The following is a 19839-nucleotide window of genomic DNA, read 5'->3' on the forward strand; positions in this document are numbered from 1 at the left end:
ATCGTCTCGCTCAGCACAAACAAAAATGGCGGCCGAACCGGGATTGGAGAGTGTCCCGATACGGCCGCCAATATGGAGCGCGGCGAGGAGACGCCGCGCTCCATGGGCACTCAGTCGAACTTGAAGCGAACACCCACCGCGAAGGTGCGATCGATCAGCAACGTGCTGGAATTGAACTCGGTCGGGTTGCCGACGTCGCCGAACTTGTAATAATTTTGCTGCTTCGCCTTGGTGATGTTTACTGCGTCGAAGGTAATGCCGATATCTTCGTTGACGTTCAGGGTCAGCTGGAAGTCCAGGCTCTTTTCCGGCGCGCGCCAGAAACCGATCGGGTTCGCAAAGGAGCGGCCCTCATTGCTCTGGAGGAAGCCCTTGCGCCAGATATAGGACAGGCGGGCGCCGACTGGACCCTTATCATAGGCCAGCGTGGCATTGTAGGACAGCTTCGACACGCCGAAGAAGGCCGACTTGGTCGTGCCGGTGACTTCGCCTTCATTGTTGACGACCGGGATGGTCTGTTCGGAATCCAGGATCGTCGCGCTGCCGGTGAAGCCCAGACCGTCAAGGAAGGTGGGCAGGTAGGACGGGAAGTAGGTCAGCCCCAGTTCCAGACCTTTAAGCGTGCCGTTGGAAGCATTTTCCGGACGGGTGATGTTGAAAAATTCGGTGTAGGTTTCGTTGCGCGGCAGATAGTTGTTCGGAATGAACTCGCGCGCGGTCAGCGGTACGACCAGGCCGTTGATCTTGCGCTGGAAGGCCGTTGCATAGATGGCGCTGTTGCGATCGAAATACCATTCGATCGCAAGATCCATATTCTTCGAATGGGTCGCCCGCAGATTGGCGTTGCCCGCCGAGCCTGAGCCGAAACCGATGCGCGACAGATCGCCCGTCAGCGACAGGTTGGGGTTCAGGTCGCCAAAGGCCGGACGGCGCAGCGTTTCGCCATAGTTGAAACGGATGCGCAGATTGTCGGTAATATTGTAGCGCGCGGTGAAAGACGGCAGGAATTTTTCGGAACCGGTGGACACGGTGGTCCGGGCGAAATTGTTACCGCGATCGAAATAGTCGTAGAGGGTGTCGATCGCGACGAAGCGCACACCGCCCTGAAGCTGGAGCGGACGGCCGAAGATTTCGACCTCGCCATCAGCCACGATATAGGCGGCCAGATTGCTTTCGTTGATGCCGAACACATGGCCGAACGTCATCTGGTCCGACAGCAGCAGGCCGGGGGCTACGGCGCGGTACAGCTGACGGATGGTGTCCTTGTTCATGCTGCGCGGGTCAGCCAATACCCAGCTGGTCGGAATGTCGGCGCGGCCGTCGAAGAAGCCGCTGTTGGTGAAGGGGGTGCCTTCGCTCAACTGATCCAGCGTAATGCCCAAGCCACCGGCGCCCTGATCGCGGACATAGCTGTCGGCATCGCGGTTGTCATAACGGAAGCCAGCCTTGATGCGACGCAGGAAGCCGTCGTCCCATTTATACTCGCCGTCCAGCGTCAGGGTCAGCGCGCTGCCGGTATTCTTCGTGCCGCTGTCGAACAGGTTGCCGACGGTCCACTTGCTGGCGTCAGTAAGCACTTCCTGGTTGGCGAAGCTATAGGCGGGCAGGCCACCACCCGCGTTGAAATCGACATTGAGGTCGAGAGGACCGCGATCGGTGCGGATGGCGAAGAAGGAGGTCTCGTTCTTGCTGTCCTGATAGGCGATGTCGGCCGAAATCTTGCCATTGCCGCCCACGTCCCATTTGGCGTTGAGCGCATAGACATAGCTGTCGGTCTTGTTGGTGGCCATGTCGCCGCTGTTGAAGCCGGCGACCGAACCAAGCTGGCGCGACTTAATGATATTCGTGCCTTCATACAATTCGAAGCTGTTGGCGACGTCCGTGGGCAGGTCGCCCCACCAGTCGGCAAAGCTGAAGTGCAGGCTGTTGAAGGTTTCGCCACGGAAGCCGGTGTAGAAGACTTCGGCGGTATAGACCGAGCTGTCGTTGGGCGCCCACTGGAGCGCAGCATTGATGGAAGGACGCTCACGCTTGCCGTAGAGGTCGGACGAGATGATGGCGTCGCGCGACAGATAATAGGGCGTTGCGACACCATTGATGTTCAGCGTCGATCCCGGCGCGGTCGGCAGACCGGCGTCAAGACCAGGCGTCCAGTTTTCGTTCGTGGCGCCGGGGAAGATGCGCTGCAACGGGGTCAAGCCCGAACCGGCTGGCGGGGTTTCGGTGGCGAACGGCACCATCGCGCCGGCCTGAAGGTTCTGGTTGCGATACTGGGCCTTTGTGTAGCTGGCGTTCACCAGGAAGCCGATGTCGCCGATGCCGGTTTCCCAGCGGTTGCTTACGAGCAGCGCGACGTTGGCGTTGGCCTTGTCTGCCAGTTCCGAATAGACGCCGCGCGCTAGGCCGGAAATGGTGAAGCCGTCAAAGTCGAGCGGGCGGCGGGTCTGCACGTCGATCTGGCCGGCAAGGCCGCTTTCCAGTTGGTCTGCGGAGCGGGTCTTGTAAACGTCAACCTGCTTGACGAGGTTTGCGGAGACGTCCTGCAAGGCGAAGGACGTGCCTGCGGCCGTGAAGATGTTGCGGCCGTTCAGCGTGGTGAGCGGATCGGTCAGGCCGCGGATAGAGATGGTGGCCGCTTCGCCGCCGGCGCGGTCGGTAACCTGGATGCCTGTGACGCGCTGCAGCGCTTCTACGACGTTGTTGTCCGGCAATTTGCCGACATCTTCCGACACGATCGAATCAACGATCTGGATCGATTGCTTGCGGACATTCAGTGCGCCGACGATCGAAGCGCGGACGCCGGTAACGACGATGTCGGCGGTTTCGCCATCGGCGGCCTGGGGTGCAACCGCCGGTTCGGCATCAGGGGCGGTCTGGGCGTGCGCGGCCCCTGCCAGCATCAGCGCGAATATGGACGCGGAACCGAGTGCGATCGGCTTGAAAGCCATTTGATAATCCTCCCCTAGAGCTGGCGCTTGTACCACGCGTGAATTACTCTGACTAATTATTGCTCCGACAATTGAATCGCAAGCGGAATTTTGCAAGGGTGACCTAAAACCTACTGACGTTGTGACAATATTGCCGCAGCGGCACATGCTGGGATTTCGAGGGTTGCCGCTCATAGGCAAACATAAGCAGAGGCCAGCCACCCAAAGGTGGCCAGCCTCCTGCGCCCTTAATTTGTCGGACTTGGCGTAATAGTCAGTCCGCGCGCCAATAGGCCGTAGCGTCACGACTGTTTACCAGGCGGATCTGATCGTCGGTGGTGCCCAGCGCCTTGCCTGGCGCCGCGATGGCGGCGAAGCGGACCGTGCCGCTCCGGGCGTTGGCAAGTCGGACGAACTGGCTGCGCAGCGTGAAGTCGGGGGTTTTGCTGTCCTTTTCCAGAGTGACCGATCCGTCCTTTTTGGCGACCAGATAATGGTCGGACAGCAGGATGGGGGACAGCATGATGCTTTGCTTGCCCGCGCGGCCGGGGATCTGGCGGAACTGGGTTTGCGCCAGAGCAGGGTTGCCAGCAACCAGCCGAACACCGTCATGCGCCAGAAGTCGCTTTGGGTCGGCGGCGGAGATGAAGCGCTTCGGCAGGGGGCCGTTACCCACAGGGACGCCGAAATCGGGGGTGCCTTCGGCGGTATAATAAAGGCGCTGGACGCGTGTGTGACGGTCGGGGTTGAACAGCGGATCGCCCTGGATCGCCTCATAATCGCGACCATGATAGACTAGGATGTCGCGACCCTTTTCATCGACCGTAAAGCTGTTGTGGCCGGGGCCATAGACGCTGGTTGCCCTGTTGGTGACGAAGACCGGCTGGGGCGATTTGGTCCAGCTTTTGGCGTCGAGCAGATCGGCATTTTCGTCCGCCGTCAAAAGGCCCAGGCAGTAGCGCGCGTCGGTGGCGCTGGCCGAATAGGTCATGAACAGACGGCCGTTGCGGTGCAGGACAGCAGGGGCTTCGGCCACCTTATAGCCTTGAATTTCCCAGTCCAGCGTCGGCACAGCGATGCGCGTGACCTGGCTGCCCAGCTTGAGCGGCGATTCCAGCTTGGCGATATAAAGGTTGCTGTTCGTGTCGATACCCGGCTCCCGCTGCGCCCATACCATGTAGCGGACGCCCTTATGCATAAAGACGGTCGAATTGAGATTGAAACTGTCCCAGGGCGTTTGCAGTTCACCCAGCACGCTCCATTTGCCGGTCATGGGATCGGCGCCGTCGCAGATGACGGCGTAGGTGCGGATACGGAACACGTCATCGCCGCCGCCGCTGGGCCCGGCCGCGAAATACATGATCCACTTGCCGTCGATCTGGTGCAGTTCGGGCGCCCACAGGAAGCCCGAGCGCGGGCCGCTGGCTTCGTGGCGCCAAAGCACCGCTTCGGTCGCGGTGGAGAGGCCCGCGATCGTCTTGGAGCGGCGCAGCACTAGCCGGTCATATTCGGGGACGGAGCCGGTAAGATAGTAGAAGCCGTCGTCATGGCGGAAGATCTGGGCATCGGCCCGCTGCTTGACCACCGGGTTGACCGGGCCGGGCGCAGCGGACGGGGCCGATACGGCGGCGCGCACGATAGCTGGAGCCGCGGACATGGCGGCGGCGCTGCCGATGAAGCTACGACGGGATAGGTTGAGGCGCATCATCATCTCTCCAGAACTGTTAGTCGGACTAATAAATTAATATTGCGCAACGGGCCAGCCGTCCGGTCCCCAGGTGATGGGCGCGATGCGCAGCGTAGGGGCGCCTTTCGCCTGCTTGTCATAGGCGTGATAGACCACATAGTCCTTGCCGTTCATCTCATGCAGCCACCCTGCATGGCCGGGGCCGCGAAAACGCTGTTGCTCCTGCAGGTCGGCATGCAGGAAGATGGTGCCGCCGCCGTTCATCAACGGGCTGCCATCTTTGCCCAGATAGGGGCCAGTGATCGCCTTCGATCGGCCGATGACGGTATAATAGGTGCTGTTCACGCCCTTGCAGCAATAGTCGTAGCTGACCATCAGCCAGTAATAACCGCCATGATCGATGATGAAGGGCGCTTCCACCGGAGCCGGACCACCGGCGGGGGCGGGGCGCCGGGCGATGCTGACGGGTTCAGCCTTAGGGTCTTTGGGCTTGCCGGTCTTTGGGTCCAGTTCGAAAAGCTTTATACCGGTCCAGAAGCTCCCCAGCGACAGCCAGTGGCGGCCTTCCCGATCGATGATGAAATTGGGGTCGATGGCGTTATAGTCGCTGTCCTTCGTGGACATGACGACCAAGCCTTCGTCGCGCCAGCCATAATTTTTCGCTGTCGGATCCAGCGTCGGGCTGGTGGCAAGGCCGATGGCCGAGCGATTGAAGCCGAAGGTCGATACCGAATAATAAAGGCGGTAGCGGCCGTTGACGTAGCTGATGTCGGGTGCCCATATGCCATCGCTGCCGGGGATGGCGTCCTTCGCCCAGGCGGGCAAAGCCGTGAAAATCGGGTCGCCCGCGGTCCAGGTGACCAAATCCTTCGACGTGCGCGTTTCGATCAGCCGCTTGCCATGGCCAGTGCTGAATATGTGATAGGTGTCGCCTTCGCGCGCGATGACGGGATCATGAGTCGGCACAAGGTCGCCGGTTAGGCGGCTGTTAAGGCTGGCGCCTGCCAGTTGCGCAGGCTGCTGGGCGCAGGCGATGCCCCCTGCCGCTATCAGGGCGAGGCCCGCCAGACTTGTCATGATGTGCTGCCTCATGTGGGCCTCTCCATTATCTAATGAGTCGGTGTTCAGGGGGGGAGCGTGCGACGATTCTGCCCTCAGCCCGCGCCAAATTTTATTGCAGGTCGACTATGGCCGCCAGCTTGGTCGGCAGCGTCACGGTCAATGTGCCGACGCCGATTTGCGCGCCGGTGAGGGCGACGGGCTTGACGGTTTCCGGCCCGCGGAATGTGATGTGCGACGTGATCGCCGGCGCGGTCAGGATGCCGTTGCCCGGATGTTCGGCGAACGGGGTTAAAGATCGCCTTGTCATAAATCGCACCGGGCTTGCCGGCGTGAATGGTGGCGGTCGCCAATGCGCTGGCGCACAGCAGCAGAGCAGCAATGGCGCAGCGCAGGCATTTCATCATTCGTCCCCTCCCGTCGGACCTAGTCATGAAATGCGTGCGTGGTTTCACGGCGTCCGCGCAGGAAGGCGTCCGCGACCAGCCGCAGCGGGCTGGTGTCCACATCCGACTGGCCGCCCCGGATCAGTGCGGCGAAGCGGGCGTAGAGGCCGGCATATTCGACATCCTCGCCGTGGTCTGTACCGCTGGGCAGGGTCAGCACCGCACCGCCTTTTGCCAGCTTTAGCGTCCCTGCGTCGGTTTCAACCAGTATGTCCCAGCTTTGCGGGCCAGTCTGGCGCCAATCGAGGTCCATGTGGATCGGCGCGCCCACCGTATCGCGGAACATCATGTCGGCGGCGATCGGCGCGGCGCGATTTTCGGGAAGCACCAATGTCGCGTCCTGCAGGAAGAAGGGGTGCGGCAGGATGTGGGTAACGATCGACAGCGCATTGATACCCGGATCGAAGACGCCAAGCCCGCCAGGTTGCCAGATCCAGGCCTGCCCAGGATGCCAGACGCGCACATCCTCGCGCCAGATGATCGACACTTTCTTGATCTCGCGCTCGGCCAGCCAAGCGCGCGCCGGGGCAACCCCGGCGGCAAAACGGCTGTGCCAGGCGGCGAACAGGCTGACGTCCATTTTGTCGGCGTGCCCCTGCAACGCCTCCACTTCCGCCAGGGTCGCGCCGGGCGGCTTTTCCAGGAACAGGTGGATGCCCTTCGTCAGCGCCTGCATCGCCAGGTCGTAGCGGACCTGGGGCGGAGTGCAGAGCGCGATTGCGTCCACCGCCGGTCCGTCAGCCAGCAGGTCGTCCAGGCTGGCGTGATGCGACACGCCGTCCAGCCCGTCATCATGGGGGCTGACGGTGGCCGCCAGAGTAAAAGCGCTGTTGTTCACGATGGCGGGCACATGCTGATCGCGTGCGATCTTGCCGATGCCCACGATCGCGATACGGATATGGTCCATGTCTATGGCTCAGAGCTGCATGGCCGCGACCTGAACCGGTTCGGCGCGGGCCAGCGGGTTGCGCACCGGCAGGGTGAAGGGCGCGGCGATGATTTCGAAGATGTCGCCTTCTTCCGGCACGATGCCGTCGCTGAACGACAGTGTGGCCGTGCCGAAGAAATGGACATGGACATCGCCCACGCGGCGGAACAGGTCATATTTGAAATGATGATGTTCCAGATTGGCGAAGCTGTGCGACATATTGCCTTCGCCCGACAGAAACGGCTTTTCCCAGAGGGTCTCGCCGTTGCGCACGATGCGGCTGGCCCCTTCGATATGATCGGGCGGGGTGCCGACCAGCAGTTCCGGGCCAAGCGCGGCCTGCCGCAGCTTGCTATGGGCGAGCCATAGATAATTATGCCGTTCGGTCACATGGTCGCTAAACTCGTTGGCGAGCGCGAGGCCGAGACGATAGGGCGTTCCATCCTCCCCGATGATGTAGATGCCCGCCAGTTCCGGTTCCTCGCCGCCATCCTTGGCGAAGGCAGGCATGGTCAGCGGATCGCCCGGGCCGACCAGCTGCGATCCGTCGCCCTTGTAGAACCATTCGGGCTGCTGACCGACGTCGCCTGTGGCAGGCTTTCCGCCTTCCAGCCCTTCCAGGAACATGCGCATCGAATCGGTCTGCTTTTCGGCGGCGGCGGCTTCGCGATGCATTTTGTCGCGACCTTCGGCGGACCCCAGATGGGTAAGGCCGGTGCCGGTCAGCTGGACATGCGCATCGTCATTATGATCTATCGGGGCGAGCAGACGGTTCGCGGCAAATTCGGCGGCGATATCCACCGCTGCGCCCTGTCCGGCGGCATCGACAGCAGCGGTCAGGCTGATCCTTTGCGCGATCGCGTGCAGCGCCAGCGCGCGGATGGAGGCGAAGCCGGGCACGACATGCGCTGTGTCGCCCCGCGCGGCGATAACCGTCCGCTCGCCGCTGTCCGAACGGCGCTGCAACAGGCGCAATGTCATGAAAATTCTCCTCCCGCGCGCCGCATGGGCGCTTTATTCAAATCACAAAAACGTTCACTGCGCGCCTGTTCCTATCGACCGGCGCGACAGCCAAAACCAATCTATTACTCCGACATATTATAGGACGATAGTATTAGCAATGCTTGTGTTATCGGAATGGATATGCCTCATTGGGGGAAGGTAAGGGGAGCGGAAATGGTGAAGGGCGATCCGTCTTTGCGCGGGATTGAGGCAGAAAAAGGCAGCAGGGTCAAGGCCGTCCGGGGGCCGGGGCGGCGGCTGCACGGTGCGATCGCGCACAAGCTGGGCATGGCGATTTTGTCGGGCCATTATGCGCCCGACGACGTGCTGTCGAGCGAAGTCGCCTTTGCCGAGGAACTGGAAGTATCGCGCAGCGCCTATCGCGAGGCGATCCAGGTGCTCACCGCCAAGGGGCTGGTCGAAAGCCGTCCGAAGGCGGGCACGCGGGTATTGCCGCGCAATCGCTGGAACCTGCTCGATCCCGAAGTGCTGGCTTGGGCCTTTGTCGGGGAACCGGACATCCAGTTCGTGCGCGATCTGTTCGAATTGCGCGCCATCGTCGAACCGGCCGCTGCTCGGCTGGCGGCGCAGCGACGCGACAAGGATGATCTGCGCATCATGAAGGACGCGCTGGCCGCGATGCGCCGCCATACGCTGGCGACCGAGCAGGGCCGCGCGGCGGATCGCGATTTTCATAACGCCATCCTGCACGCGACCCGCAACGACGCGCTGATGGTGCTGACCGCCAGCATCGGCGCGGCGGTGAACTGGACCACGCAATATAAGCAACGCGCCCGCGCCCTGCCGCGCAACCCGATCCCCGACCATGTGCGCGTTTATGATGCGATCGCGGCGGGCGACGAACAGGCTGCCGCCGAGGCGATGGGAGTACTGGTCGATCTGGCGCTGGAGGATACGGCGAGCGCGATGGGGCGGTAAATCCTTCCTGGAACGGCGCGCGCGCGGAGGGCGTGATCGAGGGGAAATGCGCAACGTCGCGCTGTCCCTCTCCACCACCGCCTTCGACAAGTGAGCAGAGACCCTCAATGCCAACCATTAAAATGATCGTGAAACAGATTCAGGAGAACGTCCCGCCCGGAATTGGCGAATACATGGCGACCGGCCCATCGTGAACAAGGTGTACTCGATCGTCATCGCCTCTCTGACCGCGACTGACTAATCGATAGATATCACTGCCTTGATGACTGAACCATTCTGTAAATCAGCAAATGCTTGCTCAATCTCATCGAGATTGTAGCTCTTTATGAGCGTTTCTATGGGCAATCGTCCATCACGGTAATAGTCGATCAGGCGCGGTATGAATTGTTGCGGATCGACGCCGCCTTCCACTACGCCGACAATCCGTCTGCCCATGCTCATGATCGCCGAGGCATCCAACCCCGCTGTTCCAGGCGGGTAGGCAGCGATCAGCGCCAGCGTGCCGCGCTGCGCGAGAAAAGCCGCCGCCGGCTCCAGCAGCGCCAGAACACCTGTCGTATCAAGGACATAGTCAAACAGCCCAATCAAATCAGCTGTCTGACTCGCTGTCTCGGTTGCCCCCAATTGCCGTGCGAGATCGAGCCGATGCGGATGGCGATCGAGAACCGCGATCCGTCCCGCCCCGGCAATGACTGCCGCCATCACCGCCGACAGGCCGACCGCGCCCGCGCCCTGTATCGCGACGCTTTCACCCGGCGCGACCTTGAGCGTTTCCAGCACCGTGCCGGCGCCCGTCTGTATGCCGCAGCCTAGCGGCGCCAGCAGCGCCAGCGGCAGGTCGGGATCCACCTTCACGACATTGTCGCGATGCGCCAGCACATGGTTTGCGAAAGCCGATTGGCCGAAGATATTGCCGCCAACCGGATCGTCCCCGCGCCATAGGCCGCCTTCGCCCGGCTGACGCACGCCCAGGAAATTGCGCGGGACGAAATCCGTGCAGTAACCCGGCTGATGGTCATGGCAGGCGGAGCAAACGCCGCAGCTGTGGAAGCTGAGCAGTACGCTATCGCCCGGCAGGACATGGTCCACGTCTTGGCCCACGGCCTGGACGATGCCGGCCCCTTCATGGCCCAGCACCACGGGGAAGGGGATCGGCAAATCGCCATCACGCATGACCATGTCGGTATGGCAGATGCCGCAGGCGCGGATGCGCACTAACACTTGCCCTGGACCGGGCGGGTCGATTTCCAGCCGCTCGATCCGGAAAGCGGCGCCCGGCTTTTCCACCACGGCGGCGTCGATCGCGATCCGCCCCGCCATCAGAAGTCGAACCCGAAGCGCAGATACCATTCGCGCGGCCGGTTGTAGGTGCCGAAGATCGCGCCTGCCGCGATATTCGATCCGCCCGATGTCAGGAAGCGCTTGTCGGTCAGGTTGGTGCCCCCTGCGGTCAGCGACCAATGGCCATCCGGCTCGCGATAGCTGATCGAGGCGTTGACGATGTTGGTCGATACCCGCTTGAGCAGCAGCGTGCGCTGCGTATCGTTCCACGCGCTGGAGGTGTAGGTCCAGTCGGCCAGCATGACGACCGATCCGCCATTGCCCAGCTTCGCTTCATAACGCGGGCTGAGATTGACCTTCCATTTGGGAGTCTTGGGCAGGGTTTCTCCTACCAGCGTCCCCGCCTGGAATGGATTAGCTCCGCCCACGGCCGCAGCGCCCGCCGACACCGATGTATATTCCGCATCGATATAACCGGCCGATCCGTTGATGGTCAGGCCATCGACCGGCGCGGCTACCATTTCCACCTCGAAACCGCGAATGCGCGCGTCGCCCGCATTGGCGATGGTAGGTGATGTGCCGACCTGAATGTTCAGCTGGATGTCGCGATATTTGGTCGAGAAGAGCGCCGCATTCAGTTGGAGATGCCGATCGAGCAGGGTGGACTTGATGCCCGCTTCCCAGGTGGTCGCCCTTTCCTCGTTAAAGTCCGGCGCGACATTACCCTGCGGGTTGGTAAGGCGCGTGGTCCAACCGCCCGTCTTATAGCCCTTCGACCAGCTGCTATAAAGCATCACATCGTCCGACGGGTGGACCTGCACGCCAACCTTGGGCGAGAAATCATTGAACTTCTTGCGATTGACGCCCGGCGTATAGACGCGCACCGGGTTGGTCGGATCGGGGTAGCCCAGTCCCACCTGGCAGGGGATCGGGGCCAGCGGGAACGGGCCGTTCGGTCTGATATTGCCATTGGCGTCGGCGCACCCGAACAGCTTGTAGTTGAACCCGTTCAGCTCCTGCTGCCCACCCTCGAACCGCTTGCGCTCGTTGGTATAGCGCCCGCCGATGGTGATGCCGATCAGGTCGATTGGCCGATAGTCGATCTGCCCGAAGAACGCGTAATTTTTAGTGCCCAGCTGGTTGGGACCATCGACTTGGACCAGCCCTTCGCCAAAGGTCACATAGTCATGCAGGTCGCCCGCTTCCTTGAAATAATAGGCGCCCAGCACATAGCGCAGCTTCTCCTCGAACGCATTGCCGAGCAGCTGGAATTCCTGGCTGAACTGCCACTGGTTCATGGTGAAGCTGAGTTGCAGGAAATTGAGCGGCGACCCGTCTGCGTCCAGCCCGGCGTTCCAGTGTAGTTCGCGATAGGCGGTGATGGATTTCAGCGCGACATTGTCGGCCAGATCGAAATCGACGAAGCCGCTCAAGCCCCAGCTTTCCAGATTGGAATAGCTGTTGCCGCTGGCATAGCTGCGGTCCTTGTCGGCGATCAGATAGCGCTCATCCCAAGGCAGGCGATCATTGGCGGGGTTGCCGTCGACATTGGCGCTGGCGACGCTGGCCAGCTGGAACTGCGGGTTGAACTGGGTGCCCGTCACCCCGCACAGCGCCTGCGCATTGCGCGCGGCGATCTGCGCCCCGGTGCTGCCGATGCAAAAATTATAAAGGCCTGCGAAGAGGAAGCCGGTGGTGCCGGTCGGGTCGAAGGCGGTGCCGGGCAGGTTGGTCGTACCCGCGAAATTGCCGTGGACCGACTCCGCCGTGCCGATCAGCTTGTTGGCAGACGTGCCCTTATCCTTGCTATAATCGCCGGAGAAGGTGGCCCGCACCGCACCGCCATTGTCCCAGCGCAGCTTGCCGCGCAGGTTCCAATTGTCATTCTCGCCTTCCTTGCCGGCGCTGTCATAGCCAGCGGCGGAGAAAGCCGAGAAAGGCGGCGCGTTGTTGGCGCGCTGGTCCGGATAGGGCAGGCGCTTCAAGAAGCCGTCGCGCGACTTGATGCCGAAGGTGAAGGCTGAACTGAGACCATCGGTGACCGGCACCGTCACCGATCCGCGCGCCTGGAACAGCTTGTAACTGCCCAGCGTCACATCGCCCTTGGCCGCAAATTCCTTGCCTGGATCGGCGGTAACGATGGAGATTGCGCCGCCGATCGTGTTGCGGCCGAACAAAGTGCCCTGCGGCCCCTTCAATATCTCGACCCGCGACACGTCCAGCAGGTCCTGGTTCGCGCCGACGGTGCGGGCCAGATAGACGCCGTCCAGATAGATGCCCACGCCCGGATCGATGTTGAAGGCGAAGTCATCAGACCCGATCCCGCGAATATAGGCGGCCAGCACGGCGGTCGATCCGGAAAAAGGCGTGCCCGCGTCCAGATTGACGTTGGGTGCGATCGCCGACAGCTGGGACACGCTGCCCACCGCCCGCTCCTGCAACGCTGCCGACGTGAAGGCGGAAATGGCGATCGGGACATCCTGTACATTTTCCGCACGTTTTTGCGCCGTCACGACGATCTCTGCGATGCCCCCGCTGTCCTGCAGCGGCGCCTCCTGCGCGTATGCGGCGGTGGCTGCCCAGGCAGCGGACGCCAGTAGATATGCGATCGTGGTTTTCATCACCCTCTCCTCCGTTCGTCCGCCTGTGTCGGCGGATTTATCAAGCGGTTTAGAGCCTGTGAGCTTGCCGGTCTTGGACGCTGGCGAACCCCCAATCAGGACAGGAGCGAACGATGACGCCATTGGCTGGGCGACGCCCCATAGCGGCGGCGGAAGCAGCGGGTGAAGAAAGCGGAATCATTGTAGCCGACCTCGAACGCGATGTCCGTAATGGTGCGCCCGTCACCAGCCGCCAGCATGGCGGACGCGCGTTCAAGCCGCTTGGTCATGATGAAGGCGGTGGGCGTCTGGCCGACATGGCGGAAAAAGCTTTTCTGCACCGCGCGCTCGGACAGGTTGAGCGCGGTGCTGATCAGGCCGGTGTTGAGGTCGGGATGATCCAGATGGGCCAGCGCGAAATCGACCGGGGAGGAAAGGTGTAGGGCCGGCGCGTCCGGACGCATCGCCCGGCGACATGCCATGCGCGCGGCATCAATCAGCAGTGCGCCGGTGTCCCCATCCAGTTCGTCAAACCGATCGCGCTGCATCCAAAGGCCCTGCAGCAAATGGAAAAGCAGTCCGACCTGCGGATCGTGCGAGGGCATCCATTGGCCGTGCCAGTCGCGCGAGGGCGCCCCTTCTCCCAGCAGAGACAGGGGAAACTGTACGATCATGCAGTCATTGCTGCGCGATATATCGAATGCGTAGGCGCGCCGATCATCGGCGATGACGATGTCGCCCGGCCCCGCTTTGACATGCTGGTCGCCATAACGCATGACCATCGTGCCGCGGCGAAGCAGGTGCAGCAACAGGTGCGGCCCGGCATCTTCGGTCCCGATCCGACTGACTTGCGCCCGATCGCTCAGCGCGCGCGCGAGGCCGATCGGACCCAGCGACCAGTGCGCCAGCTCGGCGCGAATACCTTCCGGCGCATGGGTGGTCATGCCGGGGAAGGCGGCCGCCACGACTTTTTGCCAGACGATATGGCGGGATGGCGCTGGCACCAGTCGGGTCGAAAAATGTTCGATCGCGGTCATCGCCGCTGACCCGCGACGGGATGCGTCGGCATGATAGTCTTGCAAGCTTTGCCCACGACCGATCCCCTCCCGGTGGCTGCCTGTAATACAGTGTCAGCGCGTTGCTAAAGTGTATATCAGGGATACAATTCAAACACTAGCTGTTTGGCGTCGCCCGTGCTCCTGCGACATGGCGATGAAGCCTCCAGGTGTAAGCCGACTGGACGTGACATTCCGACCTTAAAACCCCCCCCCTGCCATCATGGGAAAGACTGTCTCCCGCGCACACGGCCCGGTCGACCAAGGGATGGCTTCAGGATGGCCAGCCCGCGCTTGGGGGTGGACCCATGAACATGTTGGGACTTTTGGCAGCATTTTGACAGGCTTGCGAAGACAGACCTTCTTGCGCCGGGTCATAATGGCCCTCCAGCGTGGCGATCAGATACATCGCCATCCGCTTGGGATATTCAGGGTCGACGAAGCGGCGTAGCTGGCATTGGCGGCTTTGCGGAGGACCGGCAACGCCAGGATAGCGGCGCGGCCAATAGTCGACAGCTCGTCAAAGGCTTGCATCCGGATGGCAAGCGCATTGTCGTCGTCAGCAAGTTGTGCGAGCAGTTTTACCGCGTCCACCGGCTCTCCCAGTCCGACCAGCGCTTCGGCCGCGACAATGCGGACATGGTCGGCGGGGTCTGATGCGACGATCCGCTCAAGCTCTTCCTTCCGGACGCGCATCTTCGCCCAGAATCAGCAGGCCACGCGCCGCTCATATCCTTACCGCCATGACCGGGCTTTGCAGCAATGTCCGGAAGCGCTTTAGATTGCGTGGGTCGCGCCGCGCCGCCGCCGCCGCCCGCATCAGCGTCTTTAACGGATATATGCTGCGGTCACGGCTTTCGAAATAGCCTTCGCCCTTGGCGCCTTCAGGCAGGAAGCCATAGTCGAAGGCTGGATCCCGACCAAAGCGCTGATCGCCTAGGTGCTGGTATCGAAGTATGCTGATCATGTTCCTCTATTTCGGCAAGCTCAGATCTACGCCCGGCAGGATAGCCGAGATCGAGGAGACCGGCGTCGATCAGGATGAGGTCCGGGAGATCTGCTCGCTGCTAGAGCGGTCGGCCATGACCATGCTTCCGATGGACATGGAGGCCCGCGTCCGGTCCGTGGCGACGGAGGCTGCGGCGGTGCTGCTGGAGGGGGGGCCGCTTGCCGGCCACTCGAGGACATCGAGAGCCTGGACGAGGCCCTCTTCTCCCACGGCAATGACGAGACGAGAGCCGTCGCCGAGGTGCATTCGGCTATGTCGACTATCGCCAGCGGCGTGGACGGCGACCTCGACGCGATCAAGACGCTCGATGCGCTCGACGATTTTGAGAAGAGCTTGTTGACGTTGAGGGAGAAGCGGGACTTCCCGAGCGAAAGAATTCGACGTGATATCCCATGGCGGCGGGAGGCGCTGGAGGAGTATGAGCCGCGAGAGGATCCGGCGAACGCTATCAAGGTCCCGGCATCACCCTGGAACGTAAGATGAGCGACGGGGATAGCCGATGAGCAGCATCCGGATCATAAGCTCGGGATCGATAGATGGGCGGCCCGTCTCGCTATAGAATGTTCGTAGCTTCTCCCGGATACCGTTCAGGTCCACAAAGCGGTCAACGGCCCGCAACAGGTGGTTCTGCGGCACATGATCCTCCAGGCTGAAGCTGTAAAACAGCGCCTCCTGCATCACCGTCCGATTGCCCATCATCAGCCTGTCTCCCAACGACAGGTCCAGTGAATCAGGACTGCGCGATTACCGCAAGGCTGAGTTTTTCAACACTATCGGTCGCCTGCTGCCGAAATAGCGGACGGACCACATTTGGGGATCGATAATCTGCGGCTGAACGTCCGTAAAGGGTCGACAGCCGAGATGACCGCTACGCGCTCCATTCGCTTGAAGAGATTCAGCGGTAGGCGCTGAAGGCGGCAGGCTGCAAGCGCATTATCGAGGAGCGCGCCAGCAGACGTAAATCCCGACCCGCACTGACGCGGCTGCTGGGCCGCGTGCGTCCCGGCGACACGCTCACCACCATTTGCTTTGACCGGATCAGCCAGAATGCGATGGATTTTTACCCGATCGGGACAACGCGTCACTGCCAGCAACGCGACATTGCGCAGTCTGGCCGAGCGGTTCGACAACACCATCGCCTATGGTCGGGCCATGATCGGCTTCGCTTCCGTCTGGACGCAGGTGGAAGCGGAAACCACCAGCGAGCGTGCGCAACGGGGAAAAGACCGCGCGTGCGCCCCGGGAACCTCAGGGACGGCACCCGCGCTCCGCCTTGACACAGAAACAGAGATCGTCGCAGCCCTGTCCGATGGTGCGCAGGTGCATGCGCTGGCACAGCTCTATGGCGTTGCGCCCGCCACGATCAAAAGCATTCGTGCGCGTGGATCGTAGCGGACGAATGAAACCTATCACTCGCTCGAGATCATCAGGGCATCAAGGGTCTTAGGTGTGATCGTCCCCGTTACATCAAGGCCCCGGTCTTTCTGGAACCGGCGCAAGGCAGAGCGAAGCGACGGGCCCACCACGCCGTCGATCACGCCGGAATAGTAATCCTGCGCCAGAAGCGCGATTTCGACCCGGCGCACGATAGCCTTGAAGCGGCTCGTCCGCCCCGACAGCGCGGGCAGACCGTCAGGCGGCGGGGCGACAGCCCGGTTTGTCGAATTGAACAGTGGCTGCTGGCGATAGGGTGCGACCGAAGGGGTCGAGGGCGCGGGCCTTGGCGGCGGTGGAGGTGGCGGCGGTGAATAGGTCGGCGGGTCGTAATTGTACCCGCCCGAGCCTGACCGATGGCTGGTATGGCTTGAATGACTGTAATGTCCGCCGCCGCCATAGCCCGAACTATGGCTGGAATGGCTCCTGTGACTGCTATGGCTTCGGTGGCTCGCCAGCGTCACATAATGTTCTTGTGCAAACAGCCTGAGCAGTTTGCCCGCATTGGGATCGTCAGTGCCGGTTGTGGTCGCGCGTGTAAAATCCGCCTGCGCCTGCGACGGGATCGTGAAGCCTGCCGCCATCAGGCTCGATATGAGATATCTGGCTCGCTTCATAAAGGCTCCACGCAGATTTCGGCATGATCGCTAGGATGCCACTCGAAAAAGCCGCTGCATTGGCTTTGCTCGCGGCATTCGTCGCAGGCGCTGGCGAACTTCCGTTTCCAGTCCGAAATCGAGGCAATCGCATAGTTGCGGAAATCCGCTGGCACCGTGCAGCGCGGGAAGTTGAATAACTGCGCACGGACATTATGCAAGGTTGCGTGCGTCAGCGCCATGCCGATCGGCCGGAAGTCCGTGCGATGATCGACATAGAGGTTCGACCAGCGCCCTTTAGCGAAGCCGATATTCTCCAGTTGCATGATTGACCATGCCTCCACGAATTGCAGGCGCGCCGCGACATAGCGCGCAAGGTCGGGCAGTGCGTGATGATTGGGCGTGACCAGCACAGTCCGCAACTCGACCCGTGCGCCCGCCATGATGAGGTGGGCAAACCCTTCCTCAAGCCGCGCGAATGCGCCGCGTTTGCCGACAATCTCGTCATGCAACGCCGGTTCGGCAGCATAGAGCGGAATACCCCAACTGACCTGCCGATAGATCGACGCGCGCAGGCGGGAGATATCGTCAGCGTCGAAATGCTGGGCGTTGGTCAGGATGTGGAAACTGAGGTCGGGCCGTGCCGTCAGCACTCGCTCGACCATGCCCAATAACTGATCTTTGTAGAGGGTCGGCTCGCCACCCGATATGCCGATCAGCATATCCGGCTCCGCCAGCAAGCAGGCCTGCTCCAGCAGGTCGAAGCGATCGTCATGGGTTTTCTTTGGGGGCTGCGAACACATCACGCAAAGCTGGTCGCAGCGTTCCGTGACCAGCAGCGTGTTATGCGGCGAGCCGGATCGTAACAGCCGCTCCAACCGCCGGGCCTGCGGGCGCACCAGCACTACATCGCCGTCAAGGTCATCTGCGGTTGCCCCGTCGATTGCGAACAGGCCGCTCTTGCCTGCAAAGGTCGCACCCAGCGCGTCGGATTCGACAAGGATCGCATCGGCGCTGTGCATTGATGTCCCGGTCGCGCGCAGGCGCGTGACGAACGGCGCATCCGCTTCCGCTTCTGCCGAGAGCAGCAGCGGGATCATGCCATCACCTCGCCGAAACTGTCGGGAATCGAGGGCAGCCGCAGCCATTGGGCCAACGAGTAGCGTACCTTCTCGCAATCGGCGTAAAGCAGCCGGAAGATAAGGTCGAACAGGTGCATATGGCGGCGGCAGAAGGCCGTGTCGTACCGGGGCATGTCGATCCGGCCGTAACGGGCGAGATCGTCAATCGGGTCGCGCCCGCAATAAGGCTGGTAGGCGCATTGCATACAGGCCGGATCGAACTGGTTGGTCGCGTGGCTGTTCAACAAGTCCCGTGCCTCGCTGTCCCAGCCCGTTTCGATCGTGCCGATCGACAGGTCGATGACGCCGGAGCGCGACAGCATCCGGGCCTCATCGGTCGGATAAACGGCCCCGTCATGGTCCACCACAATATAGTCGTGGCCCATCGGGTTCGGGTTACGCAGATCGACGTGGCGCTCGCGTCCCGGCTGGAATATCCGCCGCAATCCGATGCTGAAATAGGTTTCCTCCAGCACTCGGTCCTGATCCGCCCAGTTGCGTTCGATCAGGCGGTGGATGAAGCCTTCGTAATAGCTGCGCCACGCCTCGTCCTGCTCGCGCGCCTGCTTGTGCCGCTTGCGGGCAAAACCCTGATAGTTGATCGGGCGCAGGAAAATGCTGTCCATGCCATAGGCAACATAAGCGTCGATCAGGTCGTCAGCCGCTGGCGGCGTTGCCGCATTGATCGTCGGCAGCGCCGATACCTTGCTTGGGCCATAGCGGTTCACGATGAAGCGCAGGTTGCGGAAAAAGGCCGATGTCGTTCCTGCGTCTTTTGTGCGGTGACGACCATGCGTGACTTCATCGCCGTCGAGCGATGTACTGATAAACACATCGGGCCTGTCGAAGATGGCCAGCAACTCGTCGTCAATATGCTGGAGGTTTGAGCAAATGACGAACTGGCGCTGCGCAAAACGCTCCGCTTTCTCCATCACTGCCAGGAGGAGGTCCGGGCGCAATGTTGGCTCGCCGCCCTGAAACTCGATCTTGAGGCGGTCACAGGCAAGACCGTCAATCATCGCCAGGACCGCCGCCAGAGTTTCTTCGCTCCAGTCGAAACCGGTGCGGTCGATATTCACCCGCGAGACTTGGCAATAGCTGCAATCGAGGTTGCAGCGGAGCGTCGGCACGAGAATCAGATAATCGAGCGGCGCGGCTGGCGCGATCCTCCGCGCCACCGCCCGGCTATGCGCCGCGAACGCGAGGCTGTCAGCGTTCTCAATCAGATGTCCAGCCGCCCGCAGACTGAATCTGTCGCCTTCCGTTTCGGCACCATCGACCAGTCGCCCGACAAAGGCATCGGCCCCAAGGAAAAAACGCCCACTGTCATTGACGAAAATCGTTGCCCCGTCAGGTAACGCCCGCGACCGGAGCGGCAGGAAGCTCATGACAGCAGGTTTTCGAGCAGCATGGCACGCCGCGAACGGGCCCGATTGAGCAGTTTCCTATTGAGCAGCGCCGCGCGCCATATCCGGCGCAGGCCGTCTGCATCGGGCGCTCCTGACAGTTCAATCGCGGTATCGGTTAGCTTGACCTGCACTCCCGCGTAAGTCGATATGATCCATAATGCCGCTGCATCTTCGCCCGCCGCAAATGCCGCCCCTGTTTGGCGGGCTATCATCGTCTGACCCATTGCTTCCCCCAAAAGCGCCATTTGCAATTGGGTATGGAACATCCTGCACCACCACAAGCATAAATACGTCCGATCGCATGTGTTTGTGTGGCTTGCGCCGCAGCTATGCTTTGGTAACCATG

Annotated in this window: 17 protein-coding genes and 2 pseudogenes; 4 read left to right on the forward strand and 15 right to left on the reverse strand. The window is 61.8% G+C overall.

Annotated features, from left to right (window positions below):
- Nucleotides 1–110: 110 nt before the first annotated feature.
- The 6 genes from U5A89_RS06825 to araD1 all read right to left on the reverse strand — a co-directional run bounded on the left by U5A89_RS06825 (nucleotide 111) and on the right by araD1 (nucleotide 8028).
- Nucleotides 111–2948: a TonB-dependent receptor gene (locus U5A89_RS06825; protein WP_338160442.1), complete on the reverse strand. Its 2838-nt coding sequence runs from the start codon at nucleotides 2946–2948 to the stop codon at nucleotides 111–113.
- Between the two features lie 253 nt (nucleotides 2949–3201).
- Nucleotides 3202–4632, reverse strand: coding sequence for a glycoside hydrolase family 43 protein (locus tag U5A89_RS06830; RefSeq protein ID WP_338162963.1), 1431 nt, complete (start codon nucleotides 4630–4632; stop codon nucleotides 3202–3204).
- A gap of 36 nt (nucleotides 4633–4668) precedes the next feature.
- Nucleotides 4669–5706 (reverse strand): arabinan endo-1,5-alpha-L-arabinosidase, encoded by a 1038-nt coding sequence (locus U5A89_RS06835; protein WP_338160443.1) that lies wholly within the window; start codon nucleotides 5704–5706, stop codon nucleotides 4669–4671.
- Nucleotides 5707–5785: 79 nt separating this feature from the next.
- The gene (locus tag U5A89_RS06840) at nucleotides 5786–5983 is read right to left on the reverse strand and encodes a hypothetical protein (protein WP_338160444.1); all 198 of its coding nucleotides are present in this window, start codon (nucleotides 5981–5983) and stop codon (nucleotides 5786–5788) included.
- Between the two features lie 116 nt (nucleotides 5984–6099).
- Nucleotides 6100–7026, reverse strand: coding sequence for a Gfo/Idh/MocA family protein (locus U5A89_RS06845; RefSeq protein WP_338160445.1), 927 nt, complete (start codon nucleotides 7024–7026; stop codon nucleotides 6100–6102).
- A 9-nt stretch (nucleotides 7027–7035) separates the two neighbouring features.
- The gene (gene araD1, locus U5A89_RS06850; protein ID WP_338160446.1) at nucleotides 7036–8028 is read right to left on the reverse strand and encodes an AraD1 family protein; all 993 of its coding nucleotides are present in this window, start codon (nucleotides 8026–8028) and stop codon (nucleotides 7036–7038) included.
- A 195-nt stretch (nucleotides 8029–8223) separates the two neighbouring features.
- On the opposite strand from araD1, the gene U5A89_RS06855 reads away from it, so the two are divergent.
- Nucleotides 8224–8988 carry a FadR/GntR family transcriptional regulator gene (locus U5A89_RS06855; RefSeq protein WP_338160447.1) on the forward strand — a complete coding sequence of 255 codons (765 nt, stop codon included), beginning with the start codon at nucleotides 8224–8226 and terminating at the stop codon, nucleotides 8986–8988.
- A gap of 237 nt (nucleotides 8989–9225) precedes the next feature.
- On the opposite strand, the gene U5A89_RS06860 is transcribed toward U5A89_RS06855, so the two are convergent.
- From U5A89_RS06860 to U5A89_RS06875, 4 genes are all read right to left on the reverse strand, one after another.
- Complete coding sequence (locus U5A89_RS06860; RefSeq protein ID WP_338160448.1) at nucleotides 9226–10308, reverse strand: NAD(P)-dependent alcohol dehydrogenase; 1083 nt, start codon at nucleotides 10306–10308, stop codon at nucleotides 9226–9228.
- A complete protein-coding gene (locus tag U5A89_RS06865) occupies nucleotides 10308–12890 on the reverse strand; it encodes a TonB-dependent receptor (RefSeq protein ID WP_338160449.1) in 2583 nt (860 codons plus the stop codon). Before U5A89_RS06865 ends, U5A89_RS06860 begins: the two co-directional genes overlap by 1 nt.
- Before the next feature lie 95 nt (nucleotides 12891–12985).
- Nucleotides 12986–13906: an AraC family transcriptional regulator gene (locus U5A89_RS06870; protein WP_338160450.1), complete on the reverse strand. Its 921-nt coding sequence runs from the start codon at nucleotides 13904–13906 to the stop codon at nucleotides 12986–12988.
- A 417-nt stretch (nucleotides 13907–14323) separates the two neighbouring features.
- Nucleotides 14324–14620 carry a HEAT repeat domain-containing protein gene (locus U5A89_RS06875; RefSeq protein WP_338160451.1) on the reverse strand — a complete coding sequence of 99 codons (297 nt, stop codon included), beginning with the start codon at nucleotides 14618–14620 and terminating at the stop codon, nucleotides 14324–14326.
- Nucleotides 14621–14822: 202 nt separating this feature from the next.
- Between U5A89_RS06875 and U5A89_RS06880 the strand changes: the two are divergent.
- Together U5A89_RS06880 and U5A89_RS06885 are read left to right on the forward strand one after the other, a co-directional pair.
- Nucleotides 14823–14930: pseudogene (locus U5A89_RS06880) on the forward strand (IS66 family transposase); the annotation flags it as partial.
- Between the two features lie 255 nt (nucleotides 14931–15185).
- Nucleotides 15186–15416, forward strand: a complete 231-nt coding sequence (locus U5A89_RS06885; RefSeq protein ID WP_338160452.1) for a hypothetical protein — start codon at nucleotides 15186–15188, stop codon at nucleotides 15414–15416.
- A 9-nt stretch (nucleotides 15417–15425) separates the two neighbouring features.
- Here U5A89_RS06885 and U5A89_RS06890 read toward each other — a convergent pair.
- Nucleotides 15426–15632, reverse strand: a pseudogene (locus U5A89_RS06890) (transposase); the annotation flags it as partial.
- A 402-nt stretch (nucleotides 15633–16034) separates the two neighbouring features.
- Between U5A89_RS06890 and U5A89_RS06895 the strand changes: the two are divergent.
- Complete coding sequence (locus U5A89_RS06895) at nucleotides 16035–16325, forward strand: hypothetical protein (protein WP_338160453.1); 291 nt, start codon at nucleotides 16035–16037, stop codon at nucleotides 16323–16325.
- A 17-nt stretch (nucleotides 16326–16342) separates the two neighbouring features.
- Here the strand turns inward: U5A89_RS06895 and U5A89_RS06900 are convergent, their stop codons facing one another.
- From U5A89_RS06900 to U5A89_RS06915, 4 genes are read right to left on the reverse strand one after another with little or no spacing between them, the layout of a single operon-like run.
- The gene (locus U5A89_RS06900; RefSeq protein ID WP_338160454.1) at nucleotides 16343–16984 is read right to left on the reverse strand and encodes a peptidoglycan-binding domain-containing protein; all 642 of its coding nucleotides are present in this window, start codon (nucleotides 16982–16984) and stop codon (nucleotides 16343–16345) included.
- Nucleotides 16981–18063, reverse strand: a complete 1083-nt coding sequence (gene hxsC, locus U5A89_RS06905; RefSeq protein WP_338160455.1) for a His-Xaa-Ser system radical SAM maturase HxsC — start codon at nucleotides 18061–18063, stop codon at nucleotides 16981–16983. Before hxsC ends, U5A89_RS06900 begins: the two co-directional genes overlap by 4 nt.
- The gene (hxsB, locus tag U5A89_RS06910) at nucleotides 18060–19472 is read right to left on the reverse strand and encodes a His-Xaa-Ser system radical SAM maturase HxsB (RefSeq protein WP_338160456.1); all 1413 of its coding nucleotides are present in this window, start codon (nucleotides 19470–19472) and stop codon (nucleotides 18060–18062) included. The genes hxsC and hxsB overlap by 4 nt, the downstream gene beginning before the upstream one ends.
- Nucleotides 19469–19759 carry a hypothetical protein gene (locus U5A89_RS06915; protein ID WP_338160457.1) on the reverse strand — a complete coding sequence of 97 codons (291 nt, stop codon included), beginning with the start codon at nucleotides 19757–19759 and terminating at the stop codon, nucleotides 19469–19471. The genes hxsB and U5A89_RS06915 overlap by 4 nt, the downstream gene beginning before the upstream one ends.
- Nucleotides 19760–19839 lie beyond the last annotated feature (80 nt).

The organism is Sphingobium sp. HWE2-09 (genome assembly GCF_035989265.1).
In the GTDB taxonomy this organism is placed as follows: Bacteria; Pseudomonadota; Alphaproteobacteria; order Sphingomonadales; family Sphingomonadaceae; genus Sphingobium.

What these genes read in the sequence shown, in the direction of transcription:
- U5A89_RS06825 (WP_338160442.1), bottom strand. Translation starts at nt 2,948, where the DNA reads ATGGCTTTCAAGCCGATCGCACTCGGTTCCGCGTCCATATTCGCGCTG.
- U5A89_RS06830 (WP_338162963.1), bottom strand. Translation starts at nt 4,632, where the DNA reads ATGCGCCTCAACCTATCCCGTCGTAGCTTCATCGGCAGCGCCGCCGCC.
- U5A89_RS06835 (WP_338160443.1), bottom strand. Translation starts at nt 5,706, where the DNA reads ATGAGGCAGCACATCATGACAAGTCTGGCGGGCCTCGCCCTGATAGCG.
- U5A89_RS06840 (WP_338160444.1), bottom strand. Translation starts at nt 5,983, where the DNA reads ATGACAAGGCGATCTTTAACCCCGTTCGCCGAACATCCGGGCAACGGC.
- U5A89_RS06845 (WP_338160445.1), bottom strand. Translation starts at nt 7,026, where the DNA reads ATGGACCATATCCGTATCGCGATCGTGGGCATCGGCAAGATCGCACGC.
- araD1 (WP_338160446.1), bottom strand. Translation starts at nt 8,028, where the DNA reads ATGACATTGCGCCTGTTGCAGCGCCGTTCGGACAGCGGCGAGCGGACG.
- U5A89_RS06855 (WP_338160447.1), top strand. Translation starts at nt 8,224, where the DNA reads ATGGTGAAGGGCGATCCGTCTTTGCGCGGGATTGAGGCAGAAAAAGGC.
- U5A89_RS06860 (WP_338160448.1), bottom strand. Translation starts at nt 10,308, where the DNA reads ATGGCGGGGCGGATCGCGATCGACGCCGCCGTGGTGGAAAAGCCGGGC.
- U5A89_RS06865 (WP_338160449.1), bottom strand. Translation starts at nt 12,890, where the DNA reads ATGAAAACCACGATCGCATATCTACTGGCGTCCGCTGCCTGGGCAGCC.
- U5A89_RS06870 (WP_338160450.1), bottom strand. Translation starts at nt 13,906, where the DNA reads ATGACCGCGATCGAACATTTTTCGACCCGACTGGTGCCAGCGCCATCC.
- U5A89_RS06875 (WP_338160451.1), bottom strand. Translation starts at nt 14,620, where the DNA reads ATGCGCGTCCGGAAGGAAGAGCTTGAGCGGATCGTCGCATCAGACCCC.
- U5A89_RS06885 (WP_338160452.1), top strand. Translation starts at nt 15,186, where the DNA reads ATGTCGACTATCGCCAGCGGCGTGGACGGCGACCTCGACGCGATCAAG.
- U5A89_RS06900 (WP_338160454.1), bottom strand. Translation starts at nt 16,984, where the DNA reads ATGAAGCGAGCCAGATATCTCATATCGAGCCTGATGGCGGCAGGCTTC.
- hxsC (WP_338160455.1), bottom strand. Translation starts at nt 18,063, where the DNA reads ATGATCCCGCTGCTGCTCTCGGCAGAAGCGGAAGCGGATGCGCCGTTC.
- hxsB (WP_338160456.1), bottom strand. Translation starts at nt 19,472, where the DNA reads ATGAGCTTCCTGCCGCTCCGGTCGCGGGCGTTACCTGACGGGGCAACG.
- U5A89_RS06915 (WP_338160457.1), bottom strand. Translation starts at nt 19,759, where the DNA reads ATGTTCCATACCCAATTGCAAATGGCGCTTTTGGGGGAAGCAATGGGT.